Genomic DNA, 13940 nt, shown 5'->3' with positions numbered 1-13940 from the left:
GCCATGCACCTCGCCCTCAATGGCAAGCGCGCACTGATCAGCGGCTCTATGGCTGGGCAGGGCCTGGCCACGGCCATCGAGCTGGCCGAGGCCGGCGCTGAGGTGGTCCTCAACGACCGCACCCCGGCGCTGGTCGACGCTGCGCTGAAAACCGTGCGTGAATGTTTGCCCTGGGCGCGGATCATCGGCGTCGTTGCCGACCTGGGCACCGAGCAGGGCGTGCAGGCCTTGCTGGAGCAGGTGCCGCACACCGATATTCTGGTCAACAACGTGGCGCTTAGCGTTGCCCAGCGGCTGGAGCGTCATTACGCCCGGGGCATGGCCGAGCGCAAGTGGGGACAGGTGATCGATCTGTACAGTGCGTCAGAGCGGTCGCAGCAGCCCGAAGCGTTTTCGCAGTACCCAGTCCAGTAACCGCCGGGGCAGGCAACGGGCAAGCAACGGCAACGCCGTGCTGCCATTGCCCAGCCGCACAAGCGATGGCACAGGCGATTTGCGTGTAGCGCTCAGCAAGCCTTGGGCGAACTCCGCCGCTGAGGTGGGCCGGTCTTGCGACGCGCGGGCGCGCGCGTGGATATGCTCACGCAGCGGCCACCACGGCGAGGCAGGCGCGACCACTTGGTCGGCCTGGCGCTGGGCATTGCTGGCGAATTGCGAGGCGATCGCTCCCGGTTGCACTTCCATCACCTGAACGGCGAACGGCGCGAGCTCCAGGCGCAGGGCATCACTCAAGGCGTGCACGGCGGCCTTGGAGGCGCAGTAGGCGCCAGCGAATGGCGTGACCAGCACACCCGAAACACTGCCGATGTTCACCACCAGCCCGCGTGCGCGGCGCAGTAGCGGGAACAGTGCGCGGGTTACGCCAATCATGGCGAAGACGTTGGTTTCGAACTGTTGGCGCATGGCTTCCACGCCGCCGTCGAGCAGCGGGCCCATGGCGCCGTAGCCGGCGTTGTTGATCAGGATGTCGAGGCGGCCCTGGCGTGCTTCCAGTTCCTCGGCCAGGCGCGCCAGGGCTTCGCTGTCGTTGACGTCCAGTTGCCGGGCAGTGAAGCCGGCGGCGGCCAGTTGCTCGACGTCTTCGGTTTTACGGGCGGTGGCCCAGACGTCGTGGCCGGCATCGCGGAAGGCTTCGGCCAGGGCGCGGCCGATGCCGCTGGAACAACCGGTGATGAGGACGGTGGGCATGTGAGAGGGCCTTGGGGTCTGAGAGGTGTGTAGTCTGTGCCGGCCTCTTCGCGGGCAAGCCCGCTCCCACAAGTACCCCATTGCTCTTGGGTACAGCGGTGTTCCTGTGGGAGCGGGCTTGCCCGAGAAAGGGTCGTGACAGACTCTGGATTAGTTGGCGAATGTACCCTGCAGATGCTCGGCGCGAAACTCCAGTGTTTGCGGCCGATAGCCAGAGCGCAGTGGCGGCAATGGCAGGCAATCCTTCCACTCGGCCCCCGGCTGCAATTCACCCGGCCCACGATAACGCGGCGCGCTGTAGGTGTTCTCAGCAAGGTTCACGCTATCGCCCGGCGCGTAAGCGCCGACCCGCCAACGCAGTTCGGTCAGCGGCGCCTTGTTGCCGTTCTTCATGTGCACTTGCAGTGTGCGATCGGCAGGGCATTGTTCGGGGGCGTAGGTCAGACGCAGGTCCAGACGAGCCAGTTGCGAGGCTTCGCGGCTGTCTTGCCAGGCCACGAAGACGGCGACCAGTCCCAGACCGCAAACAGCGGCCAGCGAAATCGGCAGGGCTTTGGCCGGGTAACGCAGCAGCAATACCAGCCAGGTGAGGATGAGCAAGGCGCCGATGATCATGGTGTGTACAGCCCTTGGTTGCGCAGGGTCTGACCATCGTAGCCGGAAATGGCGGAGGGCTCAAAAGCGGGGCCGCAATGCGGCCCCCGGGTTCATTTACTGCGCGATGGTTTTCACCGATACGCCACGCTCGACCGGCGTGGACGTACGCCCATACACATCTTCGAAGCGCTCGATATCATCCTCGCCCAGGTAGCTCCCGGACTGCACTTCGATGATTTCCAGCGGGATCTTGCCTGGGTTGCGCAGGCGGTGGATCGAGGCGATCGGGATGTAGGTCGACTGGTTCTCGGTGAGCAGGAACACGTTTTCGTCACAGGTCACCTCAGCGGTGCCGGACACCACGATCCAGTGCTCGGCACGGTGGTGGTGCATCTGCAGTGACAGGCTGGCGCCCGGTTTGACAGTGATGTGCTTGACCTGGAAGCGGCCGCCCATGTCCACCGAATCGTACGAGCCCCATGGGCGATACACTTCCAGGTGGTTCTGGGTTTCGCTGCGGCCTTGCTCGTCGAGGGTCTTGACCATCTGCTTGACGCCCTGGACCTTGTCCTTGTGGGCAATCATCATCGCGTCCTTGGTTTCGACCACGACGATGTTTTCCAGGCCGATCACCGACACCAGCTTGCCGTTGCCATGGATCATGCAGTTGCGGCTGTCCTGCACCACCACATCACCCTTGGTGACGTTGCCGTCAGCGTCCTTCTCGTGCACGTCCCACAGCGACGACCAGCAACCCACGTCGCTCCAGCCGGCCGACATCGGCACCACGCAGGCGCGCTGGGTCTTTTCCATCACCGCGTAATCGATGGAGTTGTCCGGGCAGCAGGCGAAGGTGGCTTCGTCGATGCTCAGCACATCGCCGTCCTCCTGGCTGCGCTCCAGGGCCAGCACACAGGTGTCGTAGATGTCGGCGTCGTGTTTTTTCAGCTCTTCGAGGAAGCGGCTGGCGCGGAACAGGAACATGCCGCTGTTCCAGAAGTAGCCACCAGCCTGGACGAATTCGGCGGCGCGCTTTTCGTCGGGTTTCTCGACGAACTGGGCGACCCGCGCCACACCTTCAGGCAGCAGGGCGTCCTGGCTGGAGCGGATGTAACCGTAGCCGGTCTCAGGCTTGGTCGCCGGCACGCCGAACAGCACCATCTCGCCACGCTCGGCGGCCACGGTGGCCAGGGCCAGGGCGCGTTGCAGGGCTTTCTGATCGTCGATCACATGGTCGGCCGGCAGCACCAGCATCAGGTCATCACGGCCTTCGTTGACCAGCTTCATGGCGGTCATGGCCACCGCTGGGGCGGTGTTGCGGCCGAAGGGCTCCATCAGGATGCCCTGGGTTTCCAGCTTCAGCGCTGCAAGCTGTTCCTGGACGATGAACTTGTGGTCCTTGTTGCAGACCACGATCGGCGTGTCCATGCCTTCGAACACCAGGCGTTCGAGGGTCTGCTGGAACAGTGTGTGTTCACCGGTCAGGGCCAGGAACTGCTTTGGGAACTGCTTGCGCGACAGGGGCCACAGACGCGAACCGCTACCACCAGAAAGAATTACCGGGATCATCATGTTTCTCCAATAAGGTCGTTAAAGAGGCAGGGGGATCAGTTGCTGGTCACGGGGCGAGTTACCCACACCGGCGACAAGGTGCTGCCGGAACCCGTTACGTACAGCACGGCAGCTTCGCCACGCTCCAGGGCGACCGGTTTCAGGTCGCTGACTTTCTTGTTGCCTTCGAACAAGGCCAGGTTGACCTTGACCGGATTGATTTCACGCTCGCCGCGCCCTTTGGTAGCGACCGACGGCACCACTTCAGTCTTGCCGTCAGCGGTCTTGAGGGTCACGGCCTGGTCGCTGAGGTTCTGCACCCGCACCAGGGCCTTCTGCTTGTTCTTGAACGGTGGTTCTTCGATTAGCTGCGGGTTGCCGCTGCCGTTGTTGACCAGGGTGTAGTACTTGTCCGAGGCCAGCTTGACCGGCACGCTCTTGCCGCCCACCTGGGCGGTGTAGTCACCGCCTGGCAGGAAGCTGAAATCGCTGCTGGCCTGGGCACCGACCTGCTTGATCTGGGTGTTGCCAACGCTGGCCGCAGCCGGAGCGCTGGCAGCGTTGAACAGACGCACGAAGGTCGAGCCTTTCGGTGCGCTCGGGCCGTACAGCGCAGCATCGGCGCCGGCGAAGGCCTGCATGGAAGCGAGAGACAGGCCGGCCGCGAGGGTGAGGGCTTTGGCAATGGAAGTCTTGGTAGTCATGTGCATTTCCTCTCTATCGATCAGTGATTCGTCCGGGTGGACGACAAGGCCAGGTTTTCTTCGGATTTACGTGAGTTTTTCAGCTGCGCGATCCACTGCGGATCGAAGCTGCTGAGGTCGTTTTTCATGGGCAGATAACGTTCGGGGAATTCCCACACCACCACCTGTGGCGCGGCGTTCTTGAAGGCATCGCTTTGCAGGTACTTGAGCATCGGCAGCAGCGGGCCATGGCCGTCTTCGGCGTAGTTGGCGACGTCGCTGCGCAGGGCCTGCTGCAGGGCGCCGAGGAAGTTCCAGTGCGGGTTGGCGCTGTAGCTGGTGCCCACCAGCGCGACCGGGATCTGACTGTCGGCAAACAGCGCATCGCCGGCTTCGCCTTCGGCCTCGACCGGATGCGTGGTGCGTTGCTGCAGGTTGTCCGGGCTCGGCAACAGGTTGCTGAACAGTGGGTCGAGCGGCAGGAAGTTGGTCAGGTCGCCTTTGTACGGCGCGGTATTGCCGGCCTCGGTGATGAAGGTCTGCGGGGCGCCGTTGAGCAGGCTCTGGCGGCTGACCGCTTCGGCCAGGGCTTGTGCGGCGACTTCGGCGCCCATGGGCGTCCAGTGGGTGTCGGTGCGCAGGAAGACCTGGCCGCGTGCCTTGGCCTGCTCCATGGGCGCCATCAGGTCCGGGGCGAACACGTTGGCCTGGCGGGCCTGGGCGTGGAACTGGTTGTACAGGTCGTCATGCAGGCTGGCGGGCAGCTCCTTGCCGACGTATTCCGAGTACACCCGCGCCTTGGCCGGGACGATCGCCAGCACCAGCTGGCTGCCGTGCTGCTGCAGGGTGTCGCGCACGCCACGGATCAGCGCCAGGTTTTCCTGCATCAACTGCTCGGCGCCGGCGGTGGGCTTGAACTCCTCGTCGCTGAACAGCCACTGGTCACGGCCCAGCACCACACCTGGGCGGCCTTCGTTGAACAGCTTGAAGTCCAGCGCGGCCCAGAGGTTGGTGCCCAGGCGCTTGATTGGGAATTCAGCGTCGTAATGGGTCTCGGCGGCTTTGGCCAGCTTGCCGTTGAGCAGGGTCATCGGCTCGGTGCGCTGGAAGCTTTGCAGGCCACCGGTGGACCAGGCGCCCATGCCGACCAGCAGGCCGAGGAACGACAAGGAATAAGTGATGCGTAATGTCCGGGTCATGTCATCTACCTCAGAACTGGAAGTACAGGAACGGCGAGTAGCTTTGCGCCGAAAGCTTGAGGATCGAGGCGACGAACAGCAGCAGGATCAGGGCGCGGGTCATCACCCGGGTCCAGTCCAGGCCGATCGAACCGTCGGCGTTGACCTGCACCGGGGTTGCCTTGGGCGTCGGCTTGGCGTTGCGGTAGAAGTCGCGCAGGCCGAAGAACGCCAGGGTGAGGTAGGCGATGACCAAGGTGGCCACCTGCAGCCCGGTGAGCTGGGAACGGTTGAGCTCGGACAGCTGCCACTCACCAAAGCTGAACATGGCGCCGTACATGCGGGCGGCGACGTGCAGGTTTTCGGCGCGGAAGATCACCCAGCCGACGACGACCAGCAGGAAGGTGAAGGCCCATTTGATCGGGTTGAAGCGCTGCGGATTGGTGTCCAGGCCCAGCGCCCGCTCGATCGCCAGCCACATGCCGTGCCAGGCGCCCCAGATGATGTAAGTGAAGTTGGCGCCGTGCCACAGGCCGCCCAGCAGCATGGTCAGGAACAGGTTGCGGTAGGTGTTGAAGGTGCCTTTGCGGTTGCCGCCCAGGGTGATGTACAGGTAGTCGCGCAGCCAGGTCGACAGGCTGATGTGCCAGCGCCGCCAGAACTCGGTGATCGATTGGCTGATGTACGGCTGCTTGAAGTTCTCCATGAAGCGGAAGCCCATCATCAGACCTAAGCCGATGGCCATGTCGCTGTAGCCGCTGAAGTCGAAGTACAGCTGCGCGGTGTAGGCCAGGGCGCCGAGCCAGGCGTCACCGGTGGTGGGGTTCTGCAGGGCGAAGCAATGGTCGGCGACCACCGCCAGGGTGTCGGCGATGAACACTTTCTTGATGAAGCCCTGCATGAAGCGGGTGCAGCCTTCGGAGAACTTGTCCAGGGTGTGGGTGCGGTTGTTGAACTGGTCGACCAGGTCCTTGAAGCGCAGCACGGGGCCGGCGATCAGGTGCGGGAAGATCGCCACGAACGCCGCGAAGTCGATCAGGTTGCGGGTGGCCGGGGTGTCGCCGCGGTACACGTCGATGATGTAGCTGATCGACTCGAAGATGTAGAACGAAATACCGATCGGCAGCAGCACGTGGGTCAGGATGAACGGCTCCAGGCCGAACGAGCTGATGATCGCGTTGAGGCTGTCGACGCCGAAGTTGGCGTACTTGAAGTAGCCGAGGATCGCCAGGTCCACACCGACGCCCAGCAGCAGCCAGCGCTGGGCCGGTTTGGTGCGCACGCCGGCGGCGCCGACTTTCAGGCCGATCCAGTAGTTCCACAGGGTCACGCCGGCGAACAGGGCGAGGAAGTCCACCCGCCACCAGGCGTAGAAGATGTAGCTGGCGACCAGCAGCAGCAGGTTGCGATAGCGTTGCCCGCTCAGGTAGTACAGGCCGAGGAATATCGGCAAGAACAGGAACAGGAACACGTTGGACGAGAAGACCATCCCGGTTCTCCTAAATTGTTCACAGCATCCAGGGCAAAGCGCCCCCCAAACCCCCCAGTGCAATACTGAAGAGCAACTCATTTCCCTGTGGGAGCGGGCTTGCCCGCGAAGCAGACACCGCGGTGCCTGGCAAGGGCTTCGCCCTTGTTCGCGGGCAAGCCCGCTCCCACAGAGATCACCCCCACATGGGGTGTTACTTCTTGTTCGCCGCGCCTGGGTCATAGACCCGGGTCACGTTGCCGCCCAGCCTGAAGCTGTCGAACGGCTGCATGTCCTGCTTGCGCTCCAGCGTGTCGCCGACGCACTGATACAGCGCGCACCAGGGTTCGAGCCAGGCGTACTTGCTGTCGACCTTGAGGTCTTTCATGTCCTGTTTTTCACCGGCACGTTCCGCGAAGTGGCGTGGGTCGCGGGCGCCGTACAGCACGCCTTCGCCCAGGCGCTGCAGGGCGAAGTTGTTCTCGCTGCGCAGGTCCACGTCGTTGGCCTTGGCGAAGCTGGCGATCATCGCCAGCGGCGGCAGGGCGTAGTTGTGGTAGGCCAGGGCGCGCTGCTTGCGCTTGACTTCGTTGGGCAGGAAGCCCTGCGAGTCGACCTGGTTGGCGCCGACCTTGTATTCCTTCACCGCCCAGTCGAACAGGTCGCGGCGGTCGGTGGCCACGGCGGTGGCCATCACCGACCAGGCCGCCCAGTAGCTGTGGTTGTTGATCTTCGCCAGCGGCAGGTTGCTCCAGTCGCGCACGGTCTGTTCGGCGAGGCGGGCGAACCATTTCTCGATCAGCTCGGCTTCAGCCTGGTGCGCGGCCAGCGGCTGCGAATTGGAAAACTTCAGGCGCAACCACGAACCGCTCATGCTGCCCAGCGCCCATTTGCGCATGGACTTGCCGGTGTGGTTGTAGTTGCTCGACATCAGCGCATCGGCGCGGGCCCAGGTGCCCAGCCAGGTCAGGGTGCAGTCGAGCTGCGCCGGGCGGCCGTCGCGCATGTACTGGTTGACCATCTTGGCCACGCCACGCTCCAGGCTGGTGATGTCCTTGGTGGAGTCGCGGAAGGCCTTTTCCGAATCCTCATTCAGGGTCGCCCGCGCCCTGTCCGAACCTTCGTACTTGCTGCGAAACTGCAGCGCGCCGGTGTACGGCTTGGGCGGTGCGTCGCAGCGGAAGTTACCGTCGCTGGTCTTGAGCTTTTCGATCCCCTCGTAGTAACCCTGGGGCGGCACCAGCGCGGCATGCGCGGCACCCCCGAACAGGGCCAGAACGAGCAGGGCGGGGCGGAAGAGTCGCTGGGTCTGGGTCATGGGTCGCCTCACTGGCCGGCTTGCGCGGTGTGCGCGGGCACGGCGAAGTTGTTGCGTTTGCAGAGCTTGGCCTCGACCTTCTGGGTGCCTTCCTGCGGCCCCTGGACCTCGAAGGCCAAGATGTTCTGGCTGGCCCAGTCTTCGTCTTCGCGCATCTGGAAGACGAAGCGGCCGTCGGTGTCGGAGGTGGTCGGTTTCTCCAACTTGATGTCCTCGTGGCGACCGTTGAGGTACCAGAGGGTTGCCTGCAGCACCTTCACCGAAGGGTCCTCGAACTTGACGTCCATCTGCAGGTTGCGGTTGATCAGGTCCTTGATCACGCCGCCTTTGCCGTTGACCATCAGTTCGTTCTTGCCGGGTTTGAGCGTGGTGCTGGCGCTCATCAGTGCCGGGCGTGCGTCACAGCCATCATCGAGCAGGCCGAGGATCTGCCGCCAGATGGTTTCCTGGTCCAGGCGGTACAGCGGCGAGAATTCCCAGATGAGGATCTTCGGCGGGTTGTTCTGGAACTCTTCGCTGCCCAGGTACTGGATCATCGAGCCTTCCAGGCCGCCACCGGGGAAGGCGACGTTGAGCACATCGGCACCGATGTACTGTTCGAGGAAGCCCGAGAAGTTGTAGTTCTTGCCGCTGTGGCTGGTGCCGACCAGGGTGATCTGCGCGTTGCCGGCGTCACCGAACAAGTCGTCGCCACCGCCGCTCGAGCCTTTCGGTTCGGTGGCGAACTGGTCCATGTACTGCACCGCGTAGCTGGTGTTGCACAGCTGGCCAGCGACGTTGTGCAGGGTGCCGGTCTTGCCCATGCGCCCAGACTTCTGGGTTTCGAATTCCTTGCGCGGGACACCTTCGAAGGCTGGCATTTTATGCACGGTGTCGGCCACGATCTTGGCCGCGCGTTCGGCGCCGTAAGGCGTCCAGTGCTGGTCGCCGCGAAAGTAGAAGTCCTTGCCTTGGTCGGCGGCGGCCAACTGCTCGTTGGTCAGCGGCGACAGGTCGGGCACGTTGTAGCCCATGCTGGCAAAGCGCTTGAGCATGGCCTGGTAGTTGCCCAGGGCCTTCTGGTAATCGAAGGCGGCTTTTTCCGCCGGCTTGAGCATGTTGCGGTTCACCAGGCCGCGGGTCGGCTGGTAGACCACGACCAGTTCCACGCCACGCTTCTTGAACGCGTCGTGCACCTGCTGCAGGCGCTTGTAGCCGGCCGGCGTGGTGTTGAACTCGGTGCGCAGGTCTTCGCGGGTACGGAACAGCCAGTCGCCCTGGGCCTGCACCAGCGTGGTGAAGTTCTGCTGGTAGCGCGTGGTGTAGCGGCTGGCGTCATGCGCCTCGGGGCACAGCTGGCAGCAAGGCTCGGCGGTGAAGGCCGGGGCCTTCACCTCATCGGCGCGCACGCCCTGGCTGATGGCCAGGAGGGCGGCGGAGAGGCCCAGCAGTTTGATCAGGTGTGGAGTCATGGTCTGGGCTTCCTTAATCGATCATTTCGGTCTGGCGTTCGACCGGGTCGATCAGCACGGCCTTCTGCTGGCGTACCAGCAGGTCGAGGATTTCGTCCTGGCGCTCGCCGAGGATGCCGTTGAGGCTGATGCCGTTGGCTTTGCGCGGGGCGAGCATGGAGACCTTGTACAGCTCGACCGACAGCGGCGAGTCGATCGACAGCGGCCCGGAGCCGTTGGCCGCCAGTTCACCGCCGACCACGATCAGCGAGACCTTGGTGTCGAACGGGTCGAGGTCGATGTCGCGGTCGGTGTCGGACAGGTCCTTGATGTGCCCGTACACGCCGACCAGGCCGTTGGCCATGGCGATGTTGTCGTACAGGCGGATGTTCACGCTGTTGCGCACGCGGATGCCGTGGCGGCGGTTGTTGATCAGCTTGTTGCCCCAGATCAGGTTGTCGCCGCTTTCGTACAAGGTGATGCCGTCGGTGTGGTTGCGGTAGATCTCGTTGTAGGCGATCAGGTTGTTGACGCTGTTACGGTCGATCACCACGCCCGAGAGCTTGTTGTCGTAGCTCTTGTTGTTGATGATCCAGCTGTCGTTGACCTCACGCGAGACGATGATGCCGTGCTTCTTCTTGGTGCCGTGGACCGTGTTGCCGGCGATGATCAGGCGGTGCGATCGGTCGTGCGGGTCGATGCCGTAGACGATGTTGTCGCGGTAGGTGCTGTCCTTGACCACGAAGTCCTGCGTCTCGTAGCAGTAGAAGCCGTACCACATGTCGCTGAATTCCGAGCCGATGATCCAGCCGGTGGGTTCCGGGCGGCCCATGCGCTTGGCCATGTTCGGCGTGTACTGCGAGATGCTCACGCCGTACGACTTGGACTTGGCATAACCGAAGCTGGCCATCTTGGTATTGACGATGTAGGTCTCGGTGCCGCCCCACGACAGCAGGAACGGGCGGAATTCCTTGGGCGAGCGGAAGGTCGCCGGGCCGTTGTCCTTCTCGCGCCAGCCAGTGACCTGGGTGTCGCTGACGAACAGCTTGCCGTCGTTGACCAGGAACGCACCGCCTTCCTGGGACAGGCGCAGTTGCTTGACCTTGCCGTTGATCTCGAGGATGCCCTTCTGCCCGACCACGATCGGCAGGCGCGCCAGGTACACACCTGGCTCTACTTCGCTGAGGTACTGCTTGGGCACTTTCTTGCTCAGCTCGACCAGGTCGACATGGCCGTCATCGACGAAGATCGCCTGGGGAATACCGTGCTGGCGCTGCACCCACTCGGCGGCTTTGTTGTCACCGCCGATGAATTCCTTGAGCGACTCTTCCTGCAGCATGCGGCGCACACTGACCTTGCCCTTGTGGCGGCGGTCGATCTTCTTCTGCACGGCTTCAGCGGTGTAGCCGCTGAGGTCGGGCAGCTTGGGCGGCTCCATGTGCAGCGGCTCGATCGGTGCGCTGGCCACGGTGTAGGTCTTGGCCTGCTGCAGTTCCTTGGCGATCACTGCAGGTTCTGCAGCGACGGCCAGGCCTGAGGTCAACAGCAAGGCGCTGGCCAGGAGGCTGTGACGGATGTGCGGGTGAAGGTTCATAGCAGGTCCTCTCCCGGCCTCAGAAGCGCCAGATCACGTCGACGAAGGCGCGGTGCATGTACGAGTCCGCTTCCTTGCCATAGGCATCGCCCGGCTTGAACACACCGGCGCGCAGGCGCACCAGCGCGGACGGCTCGTCGATCGCCTGGCTCATCGAGGCCGGCAGCAGGCCTTGCTTGAAGTACTTGGTGACGACCACGTCCATTTCCTGGCCGAGGTCTTTTTCACCGTTGACCAGCGGGCGGCTCACGCCGTTGTCGTTGACCGCTGCGTTGATGCCACTGGAGCCGATGTTCTGCTCACCATCGACGCGCCAGAACTTGTGGTAGATCAGGCTGGCGTCGTAGTCGTCGCGCAGCTGCCAGGAGGCGAACAGGGTGGCCGCCTGCAGGTTGCCGAGCTCGCCACGGAAGGCTTCGCCGAAGCGGTGCACGCGCGAGCGGGTGCCGGTGAAGTTGGAGCGGTTGCTCTCAAGGCCGGTCTGCTCGAAGTTGTTCGAGCCGTCGTCGCCACCGCCGCCGCTGCCACGGGCGTAGGCCGCGCCCACTTGCCACTGTGGGTCCAGGCGCAGGCGGATGCCGAGGTCGGTGGCCCAGGCATTGACGTCGCCGCTCTGCTTGCCGGTGGCCACCTGGTCGTCGCCGACCTGCTGGCTGCTCAACGTGTCGCGATCACCGGTCAGCCAGGTCAGGCTGCCCCAGTAGTTGACGGTGTGGTCGTTGCGCCAGTTGTAGGCATCACTGTTGGCTTCCAGGCCCAGCCAGGTGAGGTCGCCGGTGCGCGTCTTGTCGAGCGCGTCGATGGTTTCGCCCGGGCTTTTCAGGCTGCCGCCATCATGGGTGTGGTGCGCACGCACGCCGACCCAGTGGCCGGGGGTCCATTGCGTGGCGACGTTACCGTAGAGGTGGGTGCGGTCCTTGTCTTCCGGGGCCAGCTCGGTGAGGTCGGTGCGGTATTCGCTGAAGCGCTGGGCCACGCCCAGGTCGGCCCTGAGCAGGGTGGTGTCGAAGGTCCAGTTCAGCGCTTCGATGTTGGTGTCACGCCACATGCCGTCGTCGCTGCGCAGGCGCTGGCGGCCCAGGCGCAGCTGCTCGCCAGGGTACTGGGTGAGGCCGCTGTAGCCGACCCAGAACTCGCGCATGGCCAGGTAGTTCTTGTCTGGCGTGCGACCGTGGTCGCTGGTGTCGGTGGTGGTGCCGTCGTCGTTCTGGCGCAGGGTATCGGTTTCGATGGTGTCGGTGGCGGCAACCGCCTGGCCCATGGCGTAGGCGCTCCAGTTGCCGCGCTCGCCGTACACCCATGGGCGCAGGTCGAGGCCCAGGCCGTTGACGTCACCACCGGGGCGGGTGCCGAGGTCGCGGTCGTCTTCAGACTGGCCGGTGATCTTCACGTCCATGCCGAAGTTCTTCTGCGCGGTGATGTCGGCCAGGGTCGGGCACGACCACAGCAGGGCGAAGGTGAGGCCAATGCCGGCTTTCACGAAGGGGTTGAGCGTCATAGCATGTCCTCACCGTCTACAGCAGAATTCTGGTCTTGCAGGGCATCGATGGTCAGGCTGCGGCGGCCCACCTGGGCCATGTTGCCGCGCGCCTGTTTTTCCTGCGCCAGCAGGTCTTGGGCCTGGTTGCGCTGTTCGGGCGTGAGTTGTTGATCAAGTTGCTGCACCAGTTCGGTCGACTGCGGCGTCGGGTAGACCTGCGACAGCTGAGCGAAGACCCAGGCGTTGGTTGGCTCGGGGCGGATGCCATGGCCTTCGCTGAACAACTGGGCGAGGGCATAGTCGGCGCTGTTCTGGCCGCCACGGGCGGCAGTGAGCAGGTGGTCGACGGCCTTCTGCGGCTCGACGTCGCCCAGGTAGCCGCGGCGGTACAGCTGGCCGAGGTAGTAGTCGGCGCTGATCTCGCCGGCATCGGCGGCGGCCTGCAGGTGCAGCTCGGCCTTTTCGGCATCGGCCGGGACGGCGTTACCTTCGTAGTAGAGGCGGCCCAGCAGCAGGTCGGCGCGTGGCTGCTCGGCTTCGCGGCCCTTGTCGATGTAGGCCATCAACTGGTCGGTGTCGCCCAGCTCGGGGAAGTCATAGACCAGTTGCGCCAGGCTGACCCAGGAAGCCGGGTTGGCCGGGGCGATGTGTTCAAGCAAGTCCTTGGCGGTTTTCTCGTCGGTCTGGCCAAGGTTGCGGTCGGCCAGTACGCGGGCGACGCTGTCGACCCGGGTGGCTGGCACAGTGCCGCGGGCATAACCGGCTTTGAGCTGCTGCAGCAGGGCGGCCTGCTGGTCGGCCTGGCCACGCTTCTGGTAGACGGTGGCCAGTTCTGCGTAGCACACGTCCATGCTGTCGAGGGCTTGCTTGCAGAGCTTCTCGACGTTGTCCAGGTTCTGGTCGTAGGTACCCTGGGTGCGGTAGAGCAGGATCTGCGCCAGGCCCGCTTCCGGGTGGCCGGCGGCCTGCCATTGGTCGATCTGCTGCTGGGCGTTGACCTTGGGGAAGCTCTGCGGATACAGCAGGTAGAGCATTGCCAGGGGGATCAGGGTCTTCTGTTCACCTTGCTCGGCGGCGAGCTTGAGCAAGGTCTCGGCCTCTTCGCGCTCGGCCTGGGTGCTGTCGGGCTTGGCCACCAGCAGGCGGCCAAGGCGCACCTGGGCACGGGGCGAGGTGGCGGCGGCGGCGCGGTAGGTTTCCTCGGCTTGCTTGAACTGGTCCGGGTCGCCGGTGGAGACCTTGATATCGGCCAGGCCCACTTGCGCATCGCTGTAGCCCAGGTCGGCCAGGGCCTTGTAGTTGCGCTCGGCCAGCGCGGTGTCACCGCGCTTGAGGGCTTCGTTGGCCAGGCGCTGGTCGGGCAGGCCCGCACAGCCGGCCAGGGCGATCGCCACAGCCAGGGCACAGAGGCCCAGGCTTGCGCTTTTCTTATGGGGAATCATCGCAGGATCCT

Annotated in this window: 12 protein-coding genes; 1 reads left to right on the top strand and 11 read right to left on the bottom strand. The window is 64.2% G+C overall.

Features of this window, described 5'->3' with window-relative positions; translation table 11 throughout:
- Positions 1-3 precede the first annotated feature (3 nt).
- Positions 4-414 carry an SDR family NAD(P)-dependent oxidoreductase gene (locus ACZ6YA_RS12445; RefSeq protein WP_465897402.1) on the top strand — a complete coding sequence of 137 codons (411 nt, stop codon included), beginning with the start codon at positions 4-6 and terminating at the stop codon, positions 412-414.
- Here the strand turns inward: ACZ6YA_RS12445 and ACZ6YA_RS12440 are convergent.
- From ACZ6YA_RS12440 to algK, 11 genes are all read right to left on the bottom strand, one after another.
- Positions 364-1188 (bottom strand): SDR family oxidoreductase, encoded by an 825-nt coding sequence (locus tag ACZ6YA_RS12440; protein ID WP_465897401.1) that lies wholly within the window; start codon positions 1186-1188, stop codon positions 364-366. The genes ACZ6YA_RS12445 and ACZ6YA_RS12440 overlap by 51 nt on opposite strands.
- 150 nt (positions 1189-1338) lie before the next feature.
- Complete coding sequence (locus ACZ6YA_RS12435; RefSeq protein ID WP_465897400.1) at positions 1339-1803, bottom strand: multidrug transporter; 465 nt, start codon at positions 1801-1803, stop codon at positions 1339-1341.
- 96 nt (positions 1804-1899) lie between these two features.
- Positions 1900-3354, bottom strand: a complete 1455-nt coding sequence (locus ACZ6YA_RS12430) for a mannose-1-phosphate guanylyltransferase/mannose-6-phosphate isomerase (RefSeq protein WP_465897468.1) — start codon at positions 3352-3354, stop codon at positions 1900-1902.
- A gap of 38 nt (positions 3355-3392) precedes the next feature.
- The gene (locus ACZ6YA_RS12425) at positions 3393-4040 is read right to left on the bottom strand and encodes an alginate O-acetyltransferase AlgF (RefSeq protein ID WP_465897399.1); all 648 of its coding nucleotides are present in this window, start codon (positions 4038-4040) and stop codon (positions 3393-3395) included.
- A 20-nt stretch (positions 4041-4060) separates the two neighbouring features.
- A complete protein-coding gene (locus ACZ6YA_RS12420) occupies positions 4061-5218 on the bottom strand; it encodes an alginate O-acetyltransferase (protein ID WP_465897398.1) in 1158 nt (385 codons plus the stop codon).
- A gap of 10 nt (positions 5219-5228) precedes the next feature.
- Positions 5229-6686 carry an MBOAT family O-acyltransferase gene (locus tag ACZ6YA_RS12415; RefSeq protein ID WP_465897397.1) on the bottom strand — a complete coding sequence of 486 codons (1458 nt, stop codon included), beginning with the start codon at positions 6684-6686 and terminating at the stop codon, positions 5229-5231.
- 193 nt (positions 6687-6879) lie between these two features.
- Positions 6880-7983 (bottom strand): mannuronate-specific alginate lyase, encoded by a 1104-nt coding sequence (locus ACZ6YA_RS12410; protein ID WP_465897396.1) that lies wholly within the window; start codon positions 7981-7983, stop codon positions 6880-6882.
- Positions 7984-7991: 8 nt separating this feature from the next.
- Positions 7992-9434 carry an alginate O-acetyltransferase gene (locus ACZ6YA_RS12405; RefSeq protein ID WP_465897395.1) on the bottom strand — a complete coding sequence of 481 codons (1443 nt, stop codon included), beginning with the start codon at positions 9432-9434 and terminating at the stop codon, positions 7992-7994.
- Positions 9435-9447: 13 nt separating this feature from the next.
- A complete protein-coding gene (algG, locus tag ACZ6YA_RS12400; protein ID WP_465897393.1) occupies positions 9448-11007 on the bottom strand; it encodes a mannuronan 5-epimerase AlgG in 1560 nt (519 codons plus the stop codon).
- A gap of 19 nt (positions 11008-11026) precedes the next feature.
- Positions 11027-12505 (bottom strand): alginate export family protein, encoded by a 1479-nt coding sequence (locus ACZ6YA_RS12395; RefSeq protein WP_465897392.1) that lies wholly within the window; start codon positions 12503-12505, stop codon positions 11027-11029.
- Positions 12502-13929 carry an alginate biosynthesis TPR repeat lipoprotein AlgK gene (algK, locus tag ACZ6YA_RS12390; RefSeq protein ID WP_465897391.1) on the bottom strand — a complete coding sequence of 476 codons (1428 nt, stop codon included), beginning with the start codon at positions 13927-13929 and terminating at the stop codon, positions 12502-12504. The genes ACZ6YA_RS12395 and algK overlap by 4 nt, the downstream gene beginning before the upstream one ends.
- Positions 13930-13940: the final 11 nt, after the last annotated feature.

The organism is Pseudomonas sp. NPDC090752 (assembly GCF_055584805.1).
Note: the sequence above shows the minus strand (reverse complement) of the source record. Positions and strands in the feature narration are given on the sequence as shown.